Annotated in this window: 15 protein-coding genes and 1 pseudogene; 8 read left to right on the top strand and 8 right to left on the bottom strand. The window is 68.9% G+C overall.

Going from position 1 to position 22,389, the window contains the following annotated elements:
• The first annotated feature begins 54 nt into the window (after positions 1 to 54).
• The gene (locus K933_RS01440; protein ID WP_049947441.1) at positions 55 to 276 is read left to right on the top strand and encodes a hypothetical protein; all 222 of its coding nucleotides are present in this window, start codon (positions 55 to 57) and stop codon (positions 274 to 276) included.
• A gap of 284 nt (positions 277 to 560) precedes the next feature.
• On the opposite strand, the gene K933_RS01435 is transcribed toward K933_RS01440, so the two are convergent.
• Positions 561 to 2,705, bottom strand: coding sequence for an ABC transporter permease subunit (locus K933_RS01435; protein ID WP_049947440.1), 2,145 nt, complete (start codon positions 2,703 to 2,705; stop codon positions 561 to 563).
• Between the two features lie 136 nt (positions 2,706 to 2,841).
• Positions 2,842 to 4,950: an ABC transporter substrate-binding protein gene (locus K933_RS01430; RefSeq protein ID WP_023392889.1), complete on the bottom strand. Its 2,109-nt coding sequence runs from the start codon at positions 4,948 to 4,950 to the stop codon at positions 2,842 to 2,844.
• Positions 4,951 to 5,175: 225 nt separating this feature from the next.
• On the opposite strand from K933_RS01430, the gene K933_RS01425 reads away from it, so the two are divergent.
• The 4 genes and pseudogenes from K933_RS01425 (at position 5,176) to K933_RS01410 (ending at position 10,843) form a co-directional block, all read left to right on the top strand.
• Positions 5,176 to 5,418, top strand: coding sequence for a hypothetical protein (locus K933_RS01425; protein ID WP_023392888.1), 243 nt, complete (start codon positions 5,176 to 5,178; stop codon positions 5,416 to 5,418).
• 408 nt (positions 5,419 to 5,826) lie between these two features.
• Positions 5,827 to 7,917: pseudogene (locus tag K933_RS01420) on the top strand (pectate lyase); the annotation flags it as partial.
• A 523-nt stretch (positions 7,918 to 8,440) separates the two neighbouring features.
• Positions 8,441 to 9,706: an MFS transporter gene (locus tag K933_RS01415; protein ID WP_235063400.1), complete on the top strand. Its 1,266-nt coding sequence runs from the start codon at positions 8,441 to 8,443 to the stop codon at positions 9,704 to 9,706.
• An 81-nt stretch (positions 9,707 to 9,787) separates the two neighbouring features.
• Positions 9,788 to 10,843 (top strand): isocitrate/isopropylmalate dehydrogenase family protein, encoded by a 1,056-nt coding sequence (locus K933_RS01410; RefSeq protein ID WP_023392885.1) that lies wholly within the window; start codon positions 9,788 to 9,790, stop codon positions 10,841 to 10,843.
• A gap of 74 nt (positions 10,844 to 10,917) precedes the next feature.
• Here K933_RS01410 and K933_RS01405 read toward each other — a convergent pair whose 3' ends face one another.
• The 3 genes from K933_RS01405 to K933_RS01395 are packed head-to-tail and all read right to left on the bottom strand — an operon-like array spanning position 10,918 to position 14,960.
• Positions 10,918 to 11,844, bottom strand: coding sequence for a pectinesterase family protein (locus K933_RS01405; RefSeq protein ID WP_023392884.1), 927 nt, complete (start codon positions 11,842 to 11,844; stop codon positions 10,918 to 10,920).
• 43 nt (positions 11,845 to 11,887) lie between these two features.
• Positions 11,888 to 12,823, bottom strand: coding sequence for a dihydrodipicolinate synthase family protein (locus tag K933_RS01400; RefSeq protein WP_049947463.1), 936 nt, complete (start codon positions 12,821 to 12,823; stop codon positions 11,888 to 11,890).
• A gap of 52 nt (positions 12,824 to 12,875) precedes the next feature.
• Positions 12,876 to 14,960 carry an ABC transporter substrate-binding protein gene (locus K933_RS01395; protein WP_049947439.1) on the bottom strand — a complete coding sequence of 695 codons (2,085 nt, stop codon included), beginning with the start codon at positions 14,958 to 14,960 and terminating at the stop codon, positions 12,876 to 12,878.
• A gap of 148 nt (positions 14,961 to 15,108) precedes the next feature.
• On the opposite strand from K933_RS01395, the gene K933_RS01390 reads away from it, so the two are divergent.
• Entirely contained in the window at positions 15,109 to 16,674 is a 1,566-nt protein-coding gene (locus tag K933_RS01390) for a glycoside hydrolase family 28 protein (protein WP_023392881.1), read from the top strand.
• Positions 16,675 to 16,836: 162 nt separating this feature from the next.
• Positions 16,837 to 18,174 carry a glycerate kinase type-2 family protein gene (locus tag K933_RS01385; protein WP_023392880.1) on the top strand — a complete coding sequence of 446 codons (1,338 nt, stop codon included), beginning with the start codon at positions 16,837 to 16,839 and terminating at the stop codon, positions 18,172 to 18,174.
• Between the two features lie 737 nt (positions 18,175 to 18,911).
• Here the strand turns inward: K933_RS01385 and K933_RS01380 are convergent.
• From K933_RS01380 to K933_RS01370, 3 genes are all read right to left on the bottom strand, one after another.
• Positions 18,912 to 19,343 (bottom strand): DUF7124 domain-containing protein, encoded by a 432-nt coding sequence (locus K933_RS01380; protein WP_023392879.1) that lies wholly within the window; start codon positions 19,341 to 19,343, stop codon positions 18,912 to 18,914.
• 257 nt (positions 19,344 to 19,600) lie between these two features.
• Entirely contained in the window at positions 19,601 to 19,972 is a 372-nt protein-coding gene (locus tag K933_RS01375; RefSeq protein ID WP_023392878.1) for a hypothetical protein, read from the bottom strand.
• Positions 19,965 to 20,903, bottom strand: a complete 939-nt coding sequence (locus tag K933_RS01370; protein ID WP_080509153.1) for an AAA family ATPase — start codon at positions 20,901 to 20,903, stop codon at positions 19,965 to 19,967. Before K933_RS01370 ends, K933_RS01375 begins: the two co-directional genes overlap by 8 nt.
• A gap of 314 nt (positions 20,904 to 21,217) precedes the next feature.
• Here K933_RS01370 and K933_RS01365 point away from each other — a divergent pair, with 314 nt between their 5' ends.
• Complete coding sequence (locus K933_RS01365) at positions 21,218 to 22,180, top strand: transcription initiation factor IIB (protein ID WP_023392876.1); 963 nt, start codon at positions 21,218 to 21,220, stop codon at positions 22,178 to 22,180.
• Positions 22,181 to 22,389 lie beyond the last annotated feature (209 nt).

The raw sequence follows: 22,389 nt of genomic DNA, 5'->3' as shown, positions 1-22,389 counted from the left end.
CGCGCCGTCCGGCCGCGGAAGGTATAAGTTCACGCGAGCGAAGACCGTACAGACATGGCACAAGCTAACTCTCGACAGAGCACGCTCCGGAGAGCCAGGTCCTACCTCGGCGGTCCCATCACCGCAACCGTCCTGGTCGTGGGCGCCGCGCTGATACTCGTCGGCGCGGCGCTCCAGACCGGGGTGTGGGCGGGGATGTTCGGTATCATCGGCGGACTCCTGATACTCGTCTCGGTCACCGCCCGGGTGCTCATCTGGCTGTACCGGATGACGTAGGCGGCCTCACATCACGGTGAACGCGTAGTACACCCCGACCAGGAGGACGATGAGTAGTATCGTGCCGAGCAGGTACCGCATCGTGTTGCCCTCGTTTTCGACTTTCATGATTCGGGTTCCGTCCTGACGTTGGCGGGCGAGAGATTAGTTCTTTCCCCGTCGACGGTGAGGGACGCCGCGCGTCGTCGAGTCGGCCGTGCGGCTGGCGGAGTTGACGGGCGGGGAGAAGTAGAGAACCGAGACCGAAAACCGCCTGCGTTCGGGGGAGAGGGAGCTCCGAGAGGTCAGTCCGCGGTCGAACTCCTCCACCCGTCGGTGTCGCTACCGCCGCCGCCGCCGGCGTCGTCGTCGTCCGTCTCGTCGTCGACGGAGATGGTGGCGGCGTGGCGCGCGCGCAGCCGCGGGTTGAACAGCCGGTCGGTCCCCTGCGCGAACAACTGCAGCCCGTAGGTCATCGTGACGATGAACAGGATGGGCGCGAGCAGCCAGTGGAACCGGTCGAGTCCCGAGAGCGCGCCGCCGTTGCGCGCGATGTTGAGCACGACGCCCCAGTTGCTCGTGGTGAACGGGAGCACCCCGATGAAGTACAGCCCGACCGACTCCATCAGGATGTTCCGCATCGCGCCGACGGTCCCCATCGTGAGCATCGGCATCAGCCGCGACATCACGTTCTTCGAGAGGATGCTCCGGGTGGGAAGCCCCAGCACGCGGGAGGCTTCGACGTGCGCCTCGGTGCGGAGCGTGAGCACCTGCGAGCGGATCTGCCGGGCCAGCCGTGGCCAGTTGTCGATGGCGAGTATCACGCCGACGAACACCGGACTCTTGGGTTCGAGGATGACCGCGAGCACGATCACCAGCGCGAGTCCGGGGATGTTCATCATCACGTCGGTGATCGTCATCAGCACCTTGTCGAGCAGGCCGCCGAGGTAGCCGGCGACGACGCCCAGCAATATTGCCAGCCCGAGCGTAGTGATCGCGCCCGAGAGCATCATGATCAGCATCGGTCTGGTCGCGAGCACCTGCTGTGCGAGCAGGTCGCGGCCGATGTCGTCGGTGCCGAGCGGGTGGCTCAGGTCCTCGAGCGGTTGCAGCAGGATCTCGCCCTGCATCGGTTCGACCGGCGGGACGAGCCACGGGCCGAACACGCCGAGGAACGCGAAGATCGAGAGGATGATCGCGCCGACCCGCGCCCGCGGCGACGTCCAGATGATGCGGAACGGGGTGAGGACGCTCTGGTCGAACCGCTCGTTGAAGTACTCGCGCCGCGAGAAGTCGGACTCGTCGACCTGGAGGCTCATCCCGCCGTCACTCGACGCACGGTCGTCCTCGATCCGGTCGTCGATGGTCTCCGACTCCTCCACCCGACCGCCGCCGGTGACCCGGTTGACGAACCGCTGGAACCGCTCGCGGTACGACCGCGAGAACGACTCCCGCTGGCTGTGGCCCGCGCGGGGGTCGATGAATCCGTAGGTGAAGTCCGCGATCAGCAGACCCACGACCGTCACGACGGTAAAGAGGATGACCGCCGCCATGATCGTGGTGTAGTCGCGTGCCATCGTGGCCTCGTAGAAGTAGTAGCCCATCCCGCGGTAGCGGAATATCTGCTCCATGATGACCGACCCGCCGAAGAGGGAGGCCAGTCCGGCCATCAGCCCCGTGTACATCGGCAGCATCGAGTTCCAGCCGATGTACCGCAGTTGGATCCGCGCGTCCGACAGCCCGCGGAGTTCGGCCACGTCGACGTAGTCCTCGCCGATGATCCGCGTACAGTGGGCGCGGAACTCCAGTCCGCCCCACGAGGTCAGTGCGAACGACATGATCGGCAACGCGGCGTGTCTGAGCACGCTCCCCATGAACTCCAGGTTGAACCCGGGCGTGAGCGCGTTGTCGTACCGGCCGCCGTTGGGGAACCACTCGGTCCCGAACCCGAGCGTGAACAGCAGCACCAGCCCCACGATGTAGTACGGCACCGCGTCGGAGAAGATGACGAAGTAGCTCCCCAACACGTCCCAGGTGTCGCCCTCGTGGACCGCGAGGAACCCGCCGATCAGGAACACCAGGAGTGTACCGATGATCAGCGCGAACAGCGACACGAACATCGTCCACGGGATGGCCGGCCCCAGCACCGACCACACCGGGTCGGCGTAGAAGATCGACCGCCCGAAGTCGAGTTGGACGATCGAGATCATGTAGTTGATGTACGCCTCCAACATGGGCTCGGAGGGATTGACCTGCGAGTACAGTTCGACCATCTGGTTCAGCCGCTGTTGGCTGACGGACCCGCCCGACCGTTGTCTGATCTGTGCGGCGATGTAGTCCATCGGTCCGCCCGGTATCATCCGAACCGTGACGAACGAGAACGTGATCGCCGCCCAGACTGTGATCACCGCTTGACCCAGTCTGCGCACGTAGTAGTTCTTCTCTGTCATCCTGCTAGGTGATAACGCTCCACCTTCACACTTAACCATTACGGACACGGGGGCGGTGAGCCGTGGAGCCGCCGCGGCCCCGAACCGCCCGTCAGAAACCGAGAGAGATGGGGAGCCAGACGCGTCGAGCGGTGGCTTAGCTGTCCGGGCCGGCCGGGCTGAAGTACTCCGTACCCATCTTCGCCATGTACTGGCAGTAGGAGTACTGGCCCACCTCGACGATCTCGTAGCGGTACGCCGGGTTCTGGTTGTTGTTCGGCGCCTGGGTGTCCCAGTTGTCGTGGTTCAGCCAGTAGCCGCCGGTGCCGCCCTCCTCGTTGATCGTCATCATCGGGAGCGTTTGGTTGTAGATCCACGCCACCTCGGTGATGAGCTGACGACGCTCCTCTTCGGACATCTGCACCCGGAGCTCGTTGAGTTTGTCGATGATGTCGACCTGCTGGAGGTCGCCGTCGGGGTTGCCGATCGGGTACGGCACCTCGAGCTGCCGGTTCATCGCCCAGTTCTCGTTGGTCGGGATCGGGTCGCCGTTGAGCGTCTGCTGGAGGCGGAACGAGGTCTGGAAGTCGAGGAACGCCGGACCGCTCTTGGCGCCGCCCCAGGTGTCGAACATCAGCTCCCAGTCGCCCGACTCGAGCGTGTTACCCGAGCGGATCGTCGCCTCCTGAGCGGTGACCTCCGTCTGGAGACCGAACTCGTCGAGGTACGACTTCATGATCTGCGCGAACCGCAGCGCCATCGGTTCCTCGCCCGACGTGGCGGTGTAAAAGCGGAGCGTGACGTTGTTGCCGTCCGGGTCCTGCCAGCGGCCGCCGTTCTTCGAGAAGCCGGCGTCTTGGAGCAGTTGGGTCGCGCGCTCCGTGTCGACGTCGTCCTTGGTGTGGGCGTAGTTCTGGAGGTCGGTCAGCCCGCCGCTGGGCCAGTCGGTCGCTCCGCCGAACCACGGCACCTCCTTGTCCTGACCGATACCCGAGGGGATCCGGTCTTCGACCCAGTAGCTCTGGTAGTCGGTGACCCACGAGACCAGCGGCTTCCGCGGGACGACGTGTTGGATCGCCTTCCGAACGCGGGAGTCGCCCGTGATGGGGCTCTGGTGGTTGTAGAGGACGCTCATCGACCCGCTCCGCATCGAGGGGACGATCTGGTCCTCGTCGAGGTCGTCCGCCGGTCCCCAGCCCATCTCCCGGATGCTCTCGCGAGCGGACTCGGAGTCCGGCGGGTAGCTGACGTCGATGACCCCCTCCTGCATCGCCTGGGTCCGCTGCTGCTGGTTGGGGTAGCGGTGCCAGTCGAGGGAGTAGTCGATCATGTCGCCCGTGATCTCGCCGCTCGCCCACTCGGTGTCGCTGTACGGGCTGACGTAGTCGTCGTACGGTTCGAAGTGTGCGACGTTCTCCTCGCCGCTCGTGAACTCCCACACGGAGTTGCCCGGGACCTGCGAGTTGTCCCACGCGGGCGACTTGACCGTCTGCATCAGTTCGTTCTGGAGTTCGGTCTTGTCCTCGTCCTCGCCGAGTTCGTCGAACCGCGTGGCGAACTCGCCCCAGATGTCGCGGTGGGCCCACAGCCACGCCCGGCGCTTCATGTGGCCGAACTCGAAGATCTCGCGGCTGACGTCCGGTTCGACCAGATCGAACTGGAGTTCGTAGTCGCCGTTCGTCCGGACGTTCTCGTAGAGGGGCTCTGCGCCGTACCCCTTGTTGACCGTCCCCATCAGCTGGCCGATCTTGAGTTGGGTTGCGACGTCCTCCGCGACCAGATCCGACCCGTCGTGCCAGGTGTAGTTGTCGCGGATGTTCCAGGTGACCGTCCCGTCGTCGGCGTACTCCCAGTCCTGGACGACCATCCCCTTGGTCTTGTTCGTCACCTTGTCGTGGACCGCGAACTGGTCGAACATCGCCCAGTACCACCGGAACGACCAGTTGGTCGCGTTCCCGTAGGGGTTGAACCGCGCCTCGGTCGGCGCGAGCGAGATGATGTGGTCGAGGGTGGCGCCGCCGCCGCCCGACGTCGACGTGTCCGACCCCGACTCGGTCGTCGAGCCGCCGGTGTCGCCGTCCCCCTCGCCTTGCAGCGGGGTCGGGGTCGACTCGCCGTCCTCGCCGCTACAGCCGGCGAGCGCCGCCAGCCCTGCGGCCCCGCCGAACGCGTTTCTCAGCAGTCGACGACGGGTCTGGGGTGCCACGTCTCCCCACTCGTCGTCGCTGATCCAGTCGTCACAGTCCTCACTGGTTTGCGATCCCATTGCACCCCGTTCATTAGGAGACCCACATATATATTCATCGATAATGAGTAAGGACGGGTGAATACCTCGTATCGCCGCTCGGGGGCGCGGACGCTCGCGCGAGTGGGTCATCCGCGCGGGAGGTGGGGGTCGCATGGGAAGGGCCGGCGCACAGGCCCAGTCGGCGGCACCCCGGCGCCGCGGCGCCCAAACCTCTATAACCGGGTTCGTACAACGGGAAAGCGAATGGGAACCTCCGAACGGGCGTTCTTCAAGAAGTGGGTGTGTCGCCGGAAGATGCTCTGGGTGGGACTGTTGGCGATGACGGTGCTGTTCTTACTGTTGGGTCTCCTGTCGCTCACCAGCGTCGAGAAGGGGACCGCATCGTACGTGGTTCTTATGATGGACTTCGCGCTCGCGGGTGGCCTCCTGGTCGTGATCGGCGCCGTCTTCTGGCGGTGCGGCTACCTCAGCGACGACGGACCGTAACCGCCCCCGGTCGCGGACCTCTCCCCGCCCGAACGAACCACCCGGGGTAGACGCACCTCCGGATCCGCTACGGGACCGGGTCGTTCCCCCCACGGGAACGCGGTGCCTTACAGCGGTACCGCTGTAAGATCCATCCTCGTCGATTCCTCCGGTCGGGCGGGAACCCGACGAACCGGGCCGAACGCGACCGTCGGCGGGCGTTACGGCCGAGACAGTCGGGCGCGGACGGGTGCATTCGTACGGAAAGATGATCGGGTTAGGGGAACGGTCGACGGTCCTCGGGCGGACGGCCGACCACGCGTCGGGGAGCGCCCTACTTACCTCCTCGAAGGACTATAATGTTCGATGGGACTAGTTTTATTAACCCGCCATCGCCTCTGTGACTCGGGAGCGATCCCACGAACCCCCATGAATCCCGACAGACGCACGATCCTGCGGACGATCGGTGCAGGGAGTATCGGTACGGCGGCCGGCCTGTTCGGCGGGTCCGCGGCGGCCGCGACGGTGATAACCATGAAGGGCGGCGGCGAGGACATCTGGAGCACGCAGGACGCGTTCCACTACTACTACGCGGAGGTGAGCGGTGACTTCGACGTGGCGGTGCAGAACCCGTTCATCGAGGACATCGAGAGCTTCACCAAGTGCGGACCGATGGTGCGGGCGTCGCTCGACGCGGACGCGGCGAACGCGATGGTCCGCCGGCGGCCCAACGGCGAGGCGTCGATGCAGTACCGACCGGAAGCGGGCGCCGAGACCAGCAGCGTCGGCGGCACACCCGCCGACTGGATGCGGCTTCGACGGGCGGGCGACACCGTCGAGACGTACCACTCGACCGACGGCAGCGACTGGACGCTGATCGAGCGTCTCGGCCCGGACGACATCGCGCTCGGCGACCAGGTCTACCTCGGACTGTCGGTGACGAGCCACGTCGTCGGCGAACTGTGTACCGCGACGTTCCAGAACCTCTCGGGGGTCGAACCCGACACCAACCGGGACATCGGCGAGGTGGAAGTCGCCGGGAGCGTCTCCACGCAGGCGGGCGTCCCGCTGGTCTCGACGAACGAGGTGACGGACGTCGGCGAGACGTCGGCGACGCTCGCCGGCGAACTCACGGACCTGGGCGGCGCCGACGCCGCCGACTGCCGCTTCGAGTATCGGGAGGTACCCACGGAGTCGTGGACGGAGACGGAGGCGACCGCGCGCTCGTCGGCCGGCGAGTTCAGCGCGACGGTCGACGACCTGACGGGACGACGCTACTACGAGGTCCGCGCGGTCGCCGAGACGAGCGACGGCGACACGGCGACGGGGGCGACTGCGGTGTTCAGCACCGCCGCCCCAACCGACGGCGGCGGCCCGCCGGACGACGCCGGCCCGGAGACCAGTTCGCAGTTCGGACCCGGGGACGGGTTCGCCGACGCCGCGCCGTGGCTCGACGACACGACGCCGGTGATCAAGATACGCGAGCCCACGCGCCGCCAACTCGGCAAGGCGGTCAGCGTCGACGGCGAGCGACTCGTCGTCTTCGAGACCAGCGGCACCATCGACCTGGAGGTACGGGACCTGGCGGTGCCGTACGACAAGTTGTACCTGGCGGGGCAGACCGCGCCCTCGCCGGGGATCACGCTGATCAAGGGACGGCTGAACGTCGCCGCCGACGACTGCGTGATCCAGCACGTCCGCGTCCGCCTCGGCGACGCGGGCTACGACGAGCCCACCGAGAGCTGGGCGCTCGACGCGGTCAACACCGCCGACGAGACGCGGAACAACGTCATCGACCACGTCTCCGCGAGTTGGAGCGTGGACGAGGTGCTCTCGGTCGGCTACGACACGAGCGACACGACCGTCTCGAACTGCCTCATCGTCGAGGCGCTCCACGACTCGGTCCACCCCAAGGGGAGTCACGGCTACGGCTCGCTCATCGGTAACAACGCCGAGAACGTCGCCCTGCTGGGTAACGTCTGGTCGCAGAACACCGACCGCCACCCGCGGCTCAAGGAGGGCACCGAGAGCGCCGTCGTCGGCAACGTGGTGTTCAACTACGAGGACGGGACGTGGCTGGACCCCGACACGGACGCGAGCATCGAGGGGAACGCCTACCTCGGCCCGCGCACCGACGAGGCCAACGTGTTCGCCGAGGACGGCGTGACCACCGCCGTCGCCCACCTCGCGGACAACTACACCGACGGCGACGTGCCGATGGTCGACGACGACGTGAGCGTGGTCGACGAGCGGCCGCTGTGGCCCGAGGGACTCGAACCGCTCGCCTCCGAGCGGACGGTCGAACACGACCTGCAGAACGCGGGCGCGCGGCCGGCCGACCGAACGTACCACGACCGGCGGGTCGTCGAGGACGTTCGGGAGGGCGTCGAGAACTACATCGACAGCCAGGAGGAGGTCGGCGGCTACCCGAGTCTCGACGAGAACACCCGGTCGCTGACCGTCCCCGCGGGCGGGACGCGCGCGTGGCTCGAATCGCACGCCGCCCGCGTCGAACGGCCGCAGGTGGAGTACTACCAGGTCGACTTCGTCGCGGGCGAACCGATCGAGGAACTCGGCGAGGACGGCCTGTACGCCGACGAGGACCGCCTGATGCGGTTCGCACGCGGCACGCCCGGCGAGGGCTTGGTCGACAAGGACACGGCGTGGCCGAGCGCGGAGCTACGCGACTGCCTCGACTACGGCCACATCTACGCGCCCGAGTCGGGGACGGGGACGGTCGACTTCACCGTCGCCGACGACTGCGAGGAGGTGACGCTGTCGCTGGCGGTCCACTCCGCGCCCACCGCCGAGTTCTCGATGGACACCGTCGACCAACAGGAACTGCTGTACGCGACGACGGAGACGTACGGTCCCGGCGACCACTCCATAGCCGTCGAACTCCCGACCGACGACTGAGCCGGTCCGGCGATAGTTCCCCTCCGGGGAACTCATCGGACGCCGGTACGCGCTCGCGGGCGGGGTCGCCGAGGCGTCGTGTGCCGCGAGACCAACCTTTTTGCCCGGCGGCGCGGACCCGCCGGTCGTGGCGGCCGAAGCGCTCGGGGCGTCGCGGATACGGTACCGGACGGGAGCCGTCGCGCTCGTCGGCGTCTCGCGGGTCGCGTGCGGGTCGCTGTTCGGGACGGCGGTCGCGGTGTACCTGGGCCGGACCGGGTCGCCGTTCACGGTGAGTCTGGCGTACGCCGCCTTCTCGTTCGGACTGCTCGCGTTCGCGCCCGTCTGGGGCGCGGTGGCCGACATCACCGGGCGGCGGCGGCTGATCCTCACCGCGACGGCGTTCCTGTCGGCGCTGGCGGTCGCGCCGCTGGCGTTCCGAGTGTCGGTTCCGCTCCAGATCGCCTGTCGCGGCCTGTTCGCGGTGTTCACCGCCGGGTTCCAGTCGACGATGCTGACGCTCGTGAGCGAGTCGGGCGGCGAGGCGGGTCGCGGTCGGTCGGTCGGCTTCTACAACAGCGCGCGGTCGGTCGGGTCGATCGGCGGACGGCTGTTCGTGGGCTACCTCGTCGGCGTGTTGGTGCCGACCGACCTGTACCTCGTCGTCGTCGGTCTCGGTCTCGCGGGCGGCGTGGCGACCCTGTTCCTCCACGACCCCACGTCGGGGATGGGCGCGTCGCTGACGGCGTCGCGGCTCGCCGCGGAGGTCCGCCGGCGGGCGCTCCCGCGGGGAGCGAGCCGGACGCTGTTCCGCGAGACGGGGCTGGGCTGGCTCTACGTCGGCATCGCGCTCCGGAACGTGACCGAGAAGGGGTTCGTCTCGGTCGTCCCGGTGTACCTCGTCGCCGACGTCGGCCTCTCGGAGTTCACGATGGGCGCGGTGCTGGCTGTCAGCCCCGCGGTCCGGATCGGCTCGATGTACGGGTTCGGGCGGCTGAGCGACGCTATCGGACGGAAGAAGCTGATCGTCGGCGGTCTCGGCGGCAGCGGGGTACAGGCGCTGGCGGCCGTCGCCGCGTTGCTCCCGGCCGCGGCGCTCGCCCGGGTCGGCGTCAGCGGCGCCGTCTTCGTCGTCCACGCGGTGACCTACTCCGCGCTGACCGTCGGAACCGTCGCGTTCGTCGGCGACGTCGCGCCCGACGACCGCGAGTCGGAGCTGATGGGGCTGCGCTCGACCGCGCGCGGTCTCGGCGGCGTGGTGGGACCGCTCGTCGTCGGCACGCTGGCGACGTGGTTCGACTACGCGACCGCGTTCACCTGCATCAGCGTGCTGGCGTTCGTCGCCGCCGGGCTGGTGGCCGCGACGCTCACCGAGAGCCTCGAACCCATCGATAGCCCCGACGGCGGGACGTGAGCGGTCCCCGGCGGACGGTCCACGCTCGGCCACGACCCCTCACGACGACAGCTTGAAGGAACGGCTCCACCCGTGTCCGGTATGGCCTACGAGATAGCCACGATACCCGGCGACGGCATCGGCCCGACGGTGGTCGACGCGGCGCGCCCGGTGCTCGAACGGTTCGGCGCGGACGCGGGCGTCGACGTGACGTGGACCGAGTTCGACTGGGGCAGCGACCGCTACCGCGCGGAGGGGGCGATGATGCCCGACGACGGGCTGGAGACGCTCGAACCGTTCGACGCGATCCTCCTCGGCGCGGTGGGCGACCCCGAGATACCCGACCACGTGACGCTCAACGGGCTGATGCTCCCGATCCGCAAGGGGTTCGACCAGCAGGTGTGCAAGCGTCCGTCGACCCTCTACGACGGCGTGGAGTCGCCGCTCCGGGGGTACGAGGACGGCGACATCGACCTCGTCGTCTTCCGCGAGAACACCGAGGGCGAGTACGCCGACATCGGCGGCCGCGAGCACCGCGGTCACCCCCACGAGGTGGCGGTCCAGTCGGCGGTGTACACCCGGCGGGGGACCGAGGCGGTGGTCCGCGCGGCGTTCGAGGCGGCGGCCGACCGGGCGGGCCACCTGACGAACGTCACCAAGTCCAACGCGCAGGCGCACGGGATGGTGTTCTGGGACGAGGTGGTCGCCGACGTGGCCGCGGAGTTTCCGGAGGTGGAGGTGGAGCGCCTGTTGGTCGACGCCGCGGCGATGGACCTGGTCCGCCGGCCCGACGAGTTCGACGTGCTGGTCGCCTCCAACCTGTTCGGCGACATCCTGACCGACGTGGGCGCCATCGTCTCGGGGAGCATGGGACTGGCGCCGTCGGCGAACCTCAACGTCGACGGCGACTACCCCTCGATGTTCGAACCCGTCCACGGCTCCGCGCCCGACATCGCGGGCGAGGGAGTGGCGAACCCGCTCGCGACGCTCCTGTCGGGAGCGATGCTGTTCGACCACCTCGGCGAGTCGGACGCCGCCGACGCGCTCGAAGGTGCGGTCGCCGACCAGTTGGCCGACCCCGACGCGCCGCGCACGCCCGACCTCGGCGGGAGCGCAGGCACCGAGGAAGTGGCGGAGGACGTGCTCGCGCGCCGGTAACCCCCGAGCCGGCGGTGGGGCGCGCCTCCGATGCGGTCACTCGGACGGTCCGATCGCACCCCGACTGCCGCCGGCTACTCCGTCCGGAGACGGTCGGTCGGGTCCCAGCCGCCGAACACCGCCTCTCGCGTGTGGTCGGCCGCCTCCTCGTCGGTTAGCTGGTGTGACCACTCCACACGCTCGTCGGGCGCGTACCCCGGACCCTCGTTGCGGTACTCGGCGTAGAAGGCGGTCTCCTCCTTGTCGGGGTCGTCCCAGTTGTGCCACCCCGCTGGCCGGACGTGCGGACCGAGATACGAGTTCAGCACGACCGTCCGCGCGTGCGGGCGCCACGGCCGGCCGAGGTAGACCGACCCGTCGGGCCCCTCGCCCACGAACCGGCAGTCGTCGAACACGTAGCCGAACGGCTCGCCTTCGGGGGTGGAGGCGGCGGTCACGTAGCCGCTCTCGCCCTTCGAGACGACCTCACACCCCTCGAAGAACGCGGTCGCCCAGCCGAACACGAAGTCGACCGTCCCCTCGATACGGCAGTCGCGGTAGTACTGACGGGTGCCGCGGCCGTGCGTGTAGAGGGTGTCCTGGTTGCCGACGAACCGGCAGCCGTCGAACACCGCGCGGTCGCTGTCGACGCGGGCGGCGACCGCCTGCCCGACCCGCCCGGCGTCGTTCTCGAACGTCAGGTCGCGCGCGGTGAAGCCGTCGCCGAACAGGAACGCGCTCGCGGAGCCGCTGGTGCCGAACTCCCCGCCGAACCCGTCGGGCTTGCCGTTGTGGTCGTCGTGCGTGAGCACCGTCTCCGCGGCGCCCTCGCCGACGAGCGTCACGTTCGTCTTGTGGGTGGGGACGACGAGTTTCTCGTCGTACCGGCCCGCACGCACGAGGATGCGGGTCTCCTCCTCGCGGAAGGCCGGCACCGCGCCGACCGCCGCCCCCACCGTCTCGAACTCGCCGTCGCCGGCGCCGTCCACCACGATGTCGTAGTCGTCCCGGTCGCTCGTCATGACGCGTGAGCCTCCGGCCGCGGGGGACATATACGCTCCGTCGTCAGTCGGCGGTCAGGGGCTGGGCGTCGACGATCCGGTCGTAGTAGTCGGCCGCGCGGTCGGCGTCCGCCTCCGAGAGGCCGGTCAGCGGCGGGCGGACCGGTCCCGCCCGGTAGCCCGCGAGCCGCATCCCCTCCTTGACCGCGGGAACGTTGTTCGCCGCCGCGAGCGAGTTCCCCTCGCCCGTCTCCTCGCGGAGGTCCTCGAACGGTCGGATCGCCCGCTGGAGGCGCCGCGCGCGCTCCCACTCGCCCGCGTCGACCGCCTCGAACAGCGCGAGCGTCGCCTCGGGCGCGAAGTTACCCACCCCGGTCGTGTAGCCCGCTGCCCCCTCTACCGCGTACGAGAGCGCGAACCGCTCGGCCAACCCGTTCACCCACGTCACCTCCCCCGGGGCGTCCGCGACGGTGGCGGCGAACTCCTTGACGTCGTTGACCGCGAACTTGACCGCGACCACTGACTCGCGCTCGCTCAGGTCCGCGAGCACCTCGCGGGTGAGCTCCGGGCCGCGCTTGTATATCACCACCCCGAGGTCGGTCGACTCACAGACCGCGCGGTAGTACTCCCGCAACCCCTCCTCGTGGACGTACGTGTGGTCGGGGTGCATCACCATGACCGCGTCCGCGCCCGCGTCCTCGTAGGCGTCCGTCAGCGACCGCACGGTCGCGAGGCTGCCGCCCGCGCCGCCGGCGACCGTCGCGTCGTCGCCCGTCGCCTCGACGTGCGTCCGGACGACCCGCTTCCGTTCCGCCTCCGAGAGCGCGTAGTACTCGCCCGTGTTCCCACAGGGGACGAACAGTCGCGCGCCCGCGTCGTACAGGTCGGCGACGTTCTCGGCGAGCGCGTCGTACCGGACGTCGGCCGCGTCGTCGGTGAACGGCACCGCGGTCGTGAACGCCACGTCGCGAAAGCGTCTCCTGAGGGCATCCTCGTTCATCATCCGTTAGGGTTCGACCGAACGATTAAATAAGTTCTTCGTCCGGTCCGGGTCACCCGCCTCCAGATCCATCGGTCCCGGTCGGTCCGAACCAATCGGTTCCGAACTTGGCGGCGTACTGGGCGTACGAGTACTCGCCGACTTCGATGACGAGATACCGGAAGACCGGGTTCTCACCGTCCTGCGGACCGTACGTTCGCCACCGACTCTTGTTCATCCAGTAGCCGCCGATGCCGCCCTCCTCGCTGACGGCGAACAACGGGATCGACTGGTTGTAGATCCAGGCCACCTCCTCGACGAGGCGTCCCCGCTCCTCCTCCGAGAGTTTCGTCTGGAGCCGCCGCATCTTCTCGTAGACGTTGACCTGTTCGAGGTCGCCGTCGGGGTCGCCGACCGGATACGGCACCTCGACCGTCTCGTCCATCCCCCACTCCCGACGGACGTCGATGGAGTCCCCGCTCCAGTTCTTCCGGAAGGGGAAGTCGAGTTCGAAGTCCTTGAGCGCGAGTTTGATGATCGAACCGGGGTACGACGCCATCATGTGCCAGTCGCCGGACTCGAGCGTCTCGCTGTTCCGAATCGACGCCTCCTCCGCCGTCATCTGAGTTCGGAGTCCGAACTCGTTGAGGAACGCCTTGATCCGCTGTGAGACCTTGAAGTGGTTGTTGTCCTCGTTCGTCGGCATCGTGTACAGTTGGAGAGTCACCGGCTCCCCGTCGGCGTCGTGCCATCGGCCGTCCTGCTTCGTCCACCCGGCGTCTTCGAGCAACTGCGTCGCTCGTTCGGTGTCGACGTCCTCCTGCGTGTGGGCGTACTGTTCGAACGACTCCAACGTATCGTTCGGCCAGCCCTCGGCGTCGCCGCCGAAGTGGAGCACCTCCATATCCTGACCGAGCCCGGTGTAGTATCGATCCTCCATCCAGTACTCCTCGTAGGAGGGGTTCCACGACGCGAGCGGCTTGCGCGGGACGACGTGCGCGATGGCCTTCCGGACCCGGCGGTCGCCAGTGATCGGGTCCTGCATGTTGAACCGGTACCCGATCGAGAGGTCCCGCATTCGAGGGTTGATCTGCTCGACCGGGAACGACTCGGCCGGTTCGAACCCGATGTCGCGCATGTCCTGCCGAGCGCTGTCGGACAGAGGTGGGTAACTGATGTCGAGGAGTTCCTCGGACATCGCCTGGGTGCGCTGTTGCTGGTTCGGGAAGTACGTCGACTCCAGCGTGTAGTCGACCTGATCGCCCGTGATCTCCCCTTCGGCCCACTCCGCCTCGCTGTAGGGACTGTAGTAGTCGTCGTACGGCTCGAACCGCAGCGTCTGTCCCTCGACTGCCGTGGGGTTCCACACCGAGTTTCCCGGGAGAACCGAGGAGTCGGTTATCGGCGCCTTGACCTCGTTCGTCAACTGCGTCTGCGCGTCCGCGAGTGCATCGTCCGTCGTGGCGTCGTCGTACAGGTCGGCGTACTTCCCCCAGTTGTCGCGGTGGGCCCAGAGCCACGACTCCCGCTTGGCGTGCCCCCACATGAACAGTTCCGGGCTCATGTCGGGCGTGAGCAGTTCGAACTGGAGTTCGTACTTCCCGGTCGCCTCGACGTTCTCGTAGGCGGGGCGGGTTCCCCATCCCTTGTGGACGAGTCCCATCAGCTGTCCGATCTTCAACTGCGTGACGAGGTCCTCGGCGACGAGATCCGAGCCGTCGTGCCACGTGTACGTGTCCCGGAGGACCCAGGTGACGGTCCCGTCGTCGTTGAACGACCACTCTTTCAGGATCATCCCCTTGGTCTTGTTCGCGACCTGGTCGTGGACCGCCAGCATGTCCCACATCGGGAACCCCCACCGGAGGTCGTCGAAGTGGTGAGAGGGGGCGTACCAGTTGAACTGGGCGTCTTGGGGGACCACTTGGGTGATGATATCGAGCGTAGAGTCGTCGCTCGTGTCGGTCGTCTCGGCGGTGGTGTCCGGCTCACTCGACGTGCCGTCGCCCTCCTCTCCGCCCATACAGCCCGCCAATCCGGCGAGCGCGGCCCCACCGCCGAATGCCTTTCCGAGTAGACGGCGCCGCGTCTGGGTCGGCACCGAGCCCCACTCGTGATCGTCGATCCAGGTCTCCGAATCGCTACTGGTACGGTCTGCCATACCAGGGGGCGTGAGTCTAATCAGATAAAAAGATTAGGATTAATCGGGGGTAGGACGCAAGAAGGTAGCTACGGCGAGTCGGTCAGACGCGTCGGGAGCGGTACACTCCGGCGGAACGTTTATTCGGCCGCTCGTGGATCCCCCGAGGGTGAACCGAGACGCCGAGGAGACCGGAGGCGCCGGAGACGTTCGGGACGTTCGCGAGTACGGTGCGACGGGGGACGGCGAGTCGCTCGACACCGAGGCGATCCAGGGGGCGCTCGACGACTGCGCGGCGAGCGGCGGGACCGTGGTCGTCCCGCCGGGGACGTACACCACCGCGCCGCTGACGGTCGGCGACGACACGACGCTCGACCTCCGCGCGGGGGCGACGCTGTCGTTCGTCCGCGACCACGAGGCGTTCCCCGCCAAGGAGAGCCGGTGGGAGGGGTGGGACCAGACCGGCTTCCACCCGTGTCTGCTGGTCGAAGACGCCGAGAACGTGGAGATAACGGGCCGGGGGACGGTCGACGGCCAGGGCGACTACTGGTGGCAGTTCTACGGCGTCGACGACGACGAACTCCCCGACGACCTGGCCGAGCGACTCGCGGAGTTCGACGCGGCCAACGACCGGTCGGACGACGTGAGCAGTTTCACGCTCCGCCCGCCGCTGTTCCAGGTGAGCGAGTCCGAGAACGTCTCCGTCTCCGGGGTCACGCTGCGCAACTCCCCGTTTTGGAACACGCACGTGGTCTACTCCGAGGACGTCACGCTCCACGACCTCACGATAGAGAACCCCGCGGACGCGCCCAACGGCGACGGCATCGACGTCGACTCCTCGCGGTTCGTCCGGATCAGCGACACGTACATCAACGCGGGCGACGACGCCATCTGTCTCAAGTCGGGGAAAGACGAGGAGGGTCGCCGGGTCGGCCGCCCCTGCGAGAACGTCGTCGTCACCAACTGCACCGTCGAGGCGGGCCACGGCGGCGTCGTCGTCGGGTCGGAGACGGCGGGCGACGTGCGTCACGTGACCGTCACGAACTGCACGTTCACGGGGACCGACCGCGGCATCCGGATCAAGTCGACGCGCGGCCGCGGCGGTACCGTCGAGGACCTCCGGTTCGACACCATCGTGATGCGCCGGGTGGCGTGCCCGTTCGTGATCAACGGCTACTACCAGACCGACATCGACAGCGACCCCGTGGCCGTCGACGAGTCGACGCCCGCGGTCCGCGACGTACACTTCCACCACGTCACCGCCAAGGAGGTGGAGTCGGCCGCCTTCCTGACCGGACTCCCCGAGCGACGCTTCGGCGGCATCACGTTCGACGACGTCGACATCGAGGCGACCCGGTCGTTCGACGCGACGGACCTCTCGCCCGCGATGGCGAAGGGGTACGAACAGCAACACGGGATGTTCTGTAAGTCGCTCGACGACGTCTCCTTCAACGACGTCCGGGTGACCGTCCCGGACGGGACGCCGCTCACCGTCGAGGAGAGCACCGCGGTCACCCTCGACGGGTTCGAGACCGAAGGCGGGGCGCCGCCCGCCGTCCGCGCCGTCGACGTGGAACTGCTCCGCCTGCGCGGCTGTACCGCGCCCGACGGCGGCGACGCGTTCGCCCGCGTCGGCGGCGACGCCCCCGGCGCCGTCTCGCTCGGCGGCAACTACGGTCCCCTCTCGGACGCCGTCGTCGTCGACGAGGGCGCCGATATCGAGGTCCGGGAGTAGCCCGGACCGCGTCCGCGCCGCGGGCGCCGTCCCGCCGGGACGGCGGACTCGACTCGATTCACCGAACTCGATCGGGATGGGGGAACGGCGGGGTGAGACGCCGCGCTCGCTCGCGGTCGGTCGCGGCGCAGGGGTTTTGTTCCGGCCGCGCCGACCCGCGGTATGACACGGATCGCGGACCGCGACCGACTCGCGTCGACACCCGAACGGGCGCTCGCGCTCGACTGTATCGAGACCGCGGTCGAGGCGGCCGACCCCGAAACCGCGACGCTCGCGGCGGTCGACCGCGACGGGGAGACGCTGACCGTCGGCGACCAGCGGTACGACCTGACGGAGTACGACGAGGTCCTCGTCGTCGGGGGCGGGAAGGCCGCCGCCGGCGCGACCCGCGCGCTCGAATCGGTGCTCGGCGACCGCCTCTCCGGGGGGGTGGTCGTCACGAAGGAACCGGCCGCCGTCGAGGGGGTCCGGAACGCCGTCGGCGACCACCCGCTGCCGAGCGCGCGCAACGCCGAGGCGACGGCCGACCTCCTCGCGCGCCTCGACGCGGCCGGCGAGCGGACGCTCGCCCTGTTCGTCCTGACGGGCGGCGCGAGCGCGCTCTTGACCGCCCCCGCGGGCGACGTGACCGTCGACGACCTGCGTGCGACCACCCGGGCGCTGCTCGACGCGGGCGCGCCCATCGGCGAGGTGAACGCGGTCCGGAAGCACCTCTCGGCGGTCAAGGGCGGTCGGGTAGCCGCGGCGGCGGCGCCGGCGACGGTCGCGAGCCTGCTCGTGAGCGACGTGGTGGGCGACGACCCCTCGACGGTGGGTAGCGGCCCGACCGTGCCCGACCCGACGACGTACGCCGACGCGCTCGCCGTCCTCGACCGGCGGGACCTCCGCGTTCCGGACGCCGTCCGCGACCATCTCGACGCGGGGACGGAGGGCGCGTTCCCGGAGACGCCCGCGCCGGACGACCCGGCGTTCGACCGCGCGAGCGTCCACTTCGTCGCGGACAACGCGACGGCGCTCGACGCCGCGCGCGGCGTCGCCGAGGCGGCGGGCTACGAACCCGTGGTGCTCACCTCGCGGCTGCGAGGGGAGGCGCGCGAGGTGGCCAAACCCATCGTCGCCGTCGCGGAGGAGGTCGCGGCGTCCGGCGACCCGGTCGACCCGCCGGCCGTCCTGCTCGCGGGCGGCGAGTGCACCGTCTCCGTCGCGGGCGAGGGCACGGGCGGGCCGAACCAAGAGTTCGCCCTCTCGGCGGCGCTCGAACTCGACGCGGACGCGACCGTCGCCGCCGTCGACACCGACGGCGAGGACGGCAGTACCGACGCCGCGGGCGGTGTCGTCGACCGCGGGACGGTGACCGACCCCGAGGCGGCGCGGGCGGCGCTCCGCGACAGCGACGCCGGGGCGTACCTCTCGTCCGTGGGCGCGGCCGTCCGAACCGGTCCGACCGGGACGAACGTCAACGACGTGGTCGTGGTGGTCGTTCCCGAACGGCCGAGGTGAGTCGCACGCGCCGACGGTCGTCCCGCGTCGTCGGCCGTCGGCGGCGAGTCGGCGGCCGCCGACGCGACGAGTCGCGTCCGTCGCTCCCCCCGCCCCGGGGGTCCGCCGAGAGACACCGGCTTTCCGGTGGAGCGCCGACGATATTCCCCGTGTCTCGGCCGTCGATCCGCCGCGAGTCGACCCGTTCGCCTCTGACGAACCCCCTCGTCCGAGCGGCAGTTTCGGGCGCACCGCGTGAACGGTCACCGAGCGGCGGTTAGCGACCGGATAGTGAGGAACTGCGACCCGTCTGACTGACTGGTCCGGGCGATCCGACCGCAGGAATTACAGTAGTATCGCCGTAATCGAACTCCGCGACCGTTCGCGTCCCCCGATCGATTCCGGACCCAACCCCGAACGGTCGTTTCACGCCGCTCGACCGCTCAGTCCGGAAAACTACCGACGGAGCCGCGAGAGAGGCCGGTCGAACTGCCGGCGATATGTTCTCGTAGAGGGAACAGCTATCGAGGCGGCGGAGTTCGTCGTTCGACCGCCGTATCGGTATCTCGGTCCCTGTATCGACCGCCGAGGGAACCTCGTCGAAGCCGAACGCTGCCGGGCGCTGGAGGGCGGTCCGGCCTGGCGACCCGCGGCGCTGATCGCCCGAGCGTTCGACGCCGCGCTCACCGATGTCGGTGGCGGAGCCGTCGGCGGGGACGGTGATGGACGGTCGGGGACAGTCCGACCGGTGCCGCCCTTCACCGACGGCCGAAGAGCGCGCGGAGACGACTCGCGAGCCCCGCCGACTCGTCGGTGCCGTCGCCGCGCTCCCACCCCGCCTTCTCGGCCGCCTCTCCGACCGGGACGAACTCCCAGCCGGTCCCCTCGGCCGCCATCCGGTCGTCGCGGCTCGTGCCGACGAGGACGTGCCGCGGGGTGTCGGTTTCGGCCCGGAGTTCCCGGAGCGCGAGCCACTTGTCCCGGTCGCCGAGTTCGAAGTCGTGTCGCAAGTCGCGCGCCCGCAGGAACGCCCGCACCGCCTCGGTGTCGTTGCCGACCACGCCGACGTACCGACTCCACTCGCGGGCGTCCGCGAGCACCGCCCCCGGGCGGGCGAACTCCTCGAACGCCGCGAACGTGAACGCGAGCGTCAGCCGCCCTCCCTCCTCGCCGTCGGTCGTCACACCCATGGCTCACCACTCGCGCCCGCGGAGGAAAACGGCTGGGGTGGCGGACGCGCCGACCGGACCGAGGGGGGTCTTCCGACCGCCCGACCGGTCTCCGATTCTCCCTCCCTCGTTGGCTGGTCGTGCGCCTCACGAGCTCTCGAATAGTATTCTATCTGTGCTATTCCCAAATTGGGATCTACTTTCTAGATTCTACCTGTTCTGGCTATTCCTTCTAGAGAAACGTCGAGCGGCTAGTTCACTCGGGCGGGCCGTCGGGGTCAGCCCTTCGAGTCGTCGTCCGGGTTCGCCCGCGCGGACTCGAACCGCTCGGCCACCTCGTCGACGAGGTCCTCCTCGACTACCGTCCGGAGGAGCGCGTCGGTCATCTCGCGGACCACGATCTCACGGTACCCTCGGTCGTCGAGTTCGCGTTCGAGTTCGTAGTTCAGCCACGCGTCGAACGCCTCGACGGTCGCCTCGCGGGCGTAGAAGGGCCGCTGGACGGCCGCCTCGTACGAGAACGCGCGGTCGGTCAGCGGGTCGCGGTCGGCGCCCCCCGCGGCGTCGGAGTCGCCGGACGGCTCGTCGGCTCCGTCCGCCTCGTCGTCGAGCGTCTCGCCGAGGTCCGCGAACGGGTCCTCCTCAGCCACGCCGGACCACGCCTCCCGCCTCGGTGACGTGCGCGAGTTCGTCGAAACAGGCGAGCTGGTCGCAGTCGGGGTCGTAGTCGAGTAAGGGCTGGCGCTCGCCGTACGCCTTCGTGATGCTCGTGCGGTCGCGGATCCCCGGCCGCGGCGATATCTCCCCCGCGTCGACCGCCTCCCAGTCGGTGATGCGTGCGAAGTTCGGGATCCGGTCTTGGAGGCTCTCGTGGGCGTTCAGCCGTTCGAGCAGCCGCCGGTCCTGCGTTCGCTGGTCGATCCGGTCGCTCAGCATGTTGGGGACGAGCGCGAGCACGTCGACGTCCATGTGCTGGCGGAGGGGGGCGATCTGGCGTTCGATCGTGCGTTCGAGCCCCGAGACGGCCTCGTTGCCCGGCGCGAGCGGGAGGACCAGGTTCGCCGTCGCAACCAGCGCGTTGTCGGTCAACCGCGAGCGGTACGCCGGCGAGTCGGTCACGATGTAGTCGTACCGCTCGCCCAACAGCGGGTCGACGACCTCCCGTTTCAAGAGCGACGACGGCTGGAACACGTCGCCGACCACGATCTCGCGTTCGACCTGTTCGAGGTTCTCGCTCGACGGGAGCAGGTCGAACTCGAAGCCGGTGTCGTAGATCACCGCTTCGGGCTCGGTCTCGCCGAAGAACACGTCGCCGACGTCCTCGTCGGTGTCGTGGTACCGGTCGTCGAACCCCAACCCCACCGAGGCGTGTCCGTTGGGGTCGAGATCGACCAGCAGGGCGTCGTGCCCGTGTGCCGCCAGTTGGCGCGTCAGGTTGACCGCGATGGTCGACTTGCCCACTCCACCCTTCAGCATGCAGACCGAGACCGCCCGCGGCTCGCTGTCGCCGTCGGGCGAGTCGTACGGACTATTCGGGCTATTCGTTCTATCTATGCTTCCTCCACTATTCTCCGTACCCATGCTCGAACCGGTCGTCCGGTCCGTACAACAGCCTTTCGGTCGGGGAGCGGAGACGGGTGAACCACGACGGCCGCGATCAGAATAGCTCGCTATTCCAAAATAGCTCTTTGCGGAGCGGGTCATCCCGGTAGTCGTCGGTGGTGTACCTCATCGTTCCAGCGCGGGCGCGACCCCACTAGCCGGGGCCGGGACGCCTATCTCACGCGCGGATTCCCACCGGCTGGGAATCCGCCATCCGTTCATCGTCCGCCTCCCCGTTCGCTAGAGAGACGCAGACAGTCGGATGGGACCTCCCGAGCCGACCCGGACCACTCATGAGCAACAGGGTATCCAACACCGAAACCGACCGCGTCGCCGAACGCGACCCTGCCGAACAGAACGACGAGCGGGCCTGCTGTCCCGAGTGTGAGGGGCAGGTAGTCCACGACGACCGCGGCGAGTCGTGTTGTGCGGACTGCGGGCTGGTGGTCGACGCGGACGCGGTCGACCGCGGGCCGGAGTGGCGCGCGTTCGACGCGGCCGAACGCGACGAGAAGAGCCGGGTGGGCGCCCCCACCACCCACACGATGCACGACAAGGGCCTCTCGACCACCATCGGCTGGCAGAACAAGGACGCTCACGGCCGTGCGGTCGACGCCCGGAAGCGCTCGCGGCTCGAACGGCTCCGGACGTGGGACGAGCGCTTCCGGACGAAGGACGCCCACGAACGGAACCTCAAGCAGGCGCTCGGCGAGATCAGCCGGATGGCCTCCGCGCTCGGGCTGGCGGAACCGGTCAGGGAGACGGCGAGCGTCGTCTACCGCCGCGCCGTCGAGGAGGAACTGCTCCCCGGCCGCTCCATCGAGGGGATGGCAACGGCGTCGCTGTACGCGGCGTCGCGACAGCAGGGGACTCCCCGACAGCTGAGCGCGTTCGCGAGCGTCAGCCGGGTCGAGGAGATCCGGGTCCAGCGGGCGTACCGCTACCTCTCGCGGGAACTCGGTCTCCGGATCGAACCCGAGGAGCCGGCGACGTACGTCCCGCAGTTCGCCTCGTCGCTGGAGGTGAGCGACGAGACCGAGCGGCTGGCGCGCGAACTGCTCGACGTCGCGACGACCGCCGGCGCACACAGCGGGAAGAGCCCCGCGGGGCTGGCCGCGGCCGCGCTGTACGCCGCCGCCCGTCTCACCAACGAGTCGCTGACGCAGGCGACGGTCAGCGACGCGGCGCGGGTCAGCCGCGTCACGATCCGCAACCGGTATCAGGAACTGCTGGAAGTGTACGGGGAGGCGTCGTGACTCGGGGCGTGTCGGCCCGGACGGGCCGGCCGGTCCGCCCGACCCGGCCGCGTCGAACGACCCCGCCGCGGCGGGCGACCGGACCGACCCGGTCGGCCGCACCCGGAGGCGGGTCGTCGAGGAGAGCGTTTATCCCCCCGGTCGGTCAGTGAACGCACGAGGTGACCGCCGTCCGACCGTCCGCCGCGACGCCGGCCGCGACGCGACCC

Source organism: Candidatus Halobonum tyrrellensis G22, from assembly GCF_000495475.1.
Classification (GTDB): Archaea; Halobacteriota; Halobacteria; order Halobacteriales; family Haloferacaceae; genus Halobonum; species Halobonum tyrrellense.
The sequence above is the reverse complement of the archived record's forward strand: the minus strand, read 5'-3'. Positions and strand labels throughout refer to the sequence as shown.

What these genes read in the sequence shown, in the direction of transcription:
- K933_RS01440 (WP_049947441.1), top strand. Translation starts at nt 55, where the DNA reads ATGGCACAAGCTAACTCTCGACAGAGCACGCTCCGGAGAGCCAGGTCC.
- K933_RS01435 (WP_049947440.1), bottom strand. Translation starts at nt 2,705, where the DNA reads ATGACAGAGAAGAACTACTACGTGCGCAGACTGGGTCAAGCGGTGATC.
- K933_RS01430 (WP_023392889.1), bottom strand. Translation starts at nt 4,950, where the DNA reads ATGGGATCGCAAACCAGTGAGGACTGTGACGACTGGATCAGCGACGAC.
- K933_RS01425 (WP_023392888.1), top strand. Translation starts at nt 5,176, where the DNA reads ATGGGAACCTCCGAACGGGCGTTCTTCAAGAAGTGGGTGTGTCGCCGG.
- K933_RS01410 (WP_023392885.1), top strand. Translation starts at nt 9,788, where the DNA reads ATGGCCTACGAGATAGCCACGATACCCGGCGACGGCATCGGCCCGACG.
- K933_RS01405 (WP_023392884.1), bottom strand. Translation starts at nt 11,844, where the DNA reads ATGACGAGCGACCGGGACGACTACGACATCGTGGTGGACGGCGCCGGC.
- K933_RS01400 (WP_049947463.1), bottom strand. Translation starts at nt 12,823, where the DNA reads ATGAACGAGGATGCCCTCAGGAGACGCTTTCGCGACGTGGCGTTCACG.
- K933_RS01395 (WP_049947439.1), bottom strand. Translation starts at nt 14,960, where the DNA reads ATGGCAGACCGTACCAGTAGCGATTCGGAGACCTGGATCGACGATCAC.
- K933_RS01385 (WP_023392880.1), top strand. Translation starts at nt 16,837, where the DNA reads ATGACACGGATCGCGGACCGCGACCGACTCGCGTCGACACCCGAACGG.
- K933_RS01380 (WP_023392879.1), bottom strand. Translation starts at nt 19,343, where the DNA reads ATGGGTGTGACGACCGACGGCGAGGAGGGAGGGCGGCTGACGCTCGCG.
- K933_RS01370 (WP_080509153.1), bottom strand. Translation starts at nt 20,903, where the DNA reads ATGGGTACGGAGAATAGTGGAGGAAGCATAGATAGAACGAATAGCCCG.
- K933_RS01365 (WP_023392876.1), top strand. Translation starts at nt 21,218, where the DNA reads ATGAGCAACAGGGTATCCAACACCGAAACCGACCGCGTCGCCGAACGC.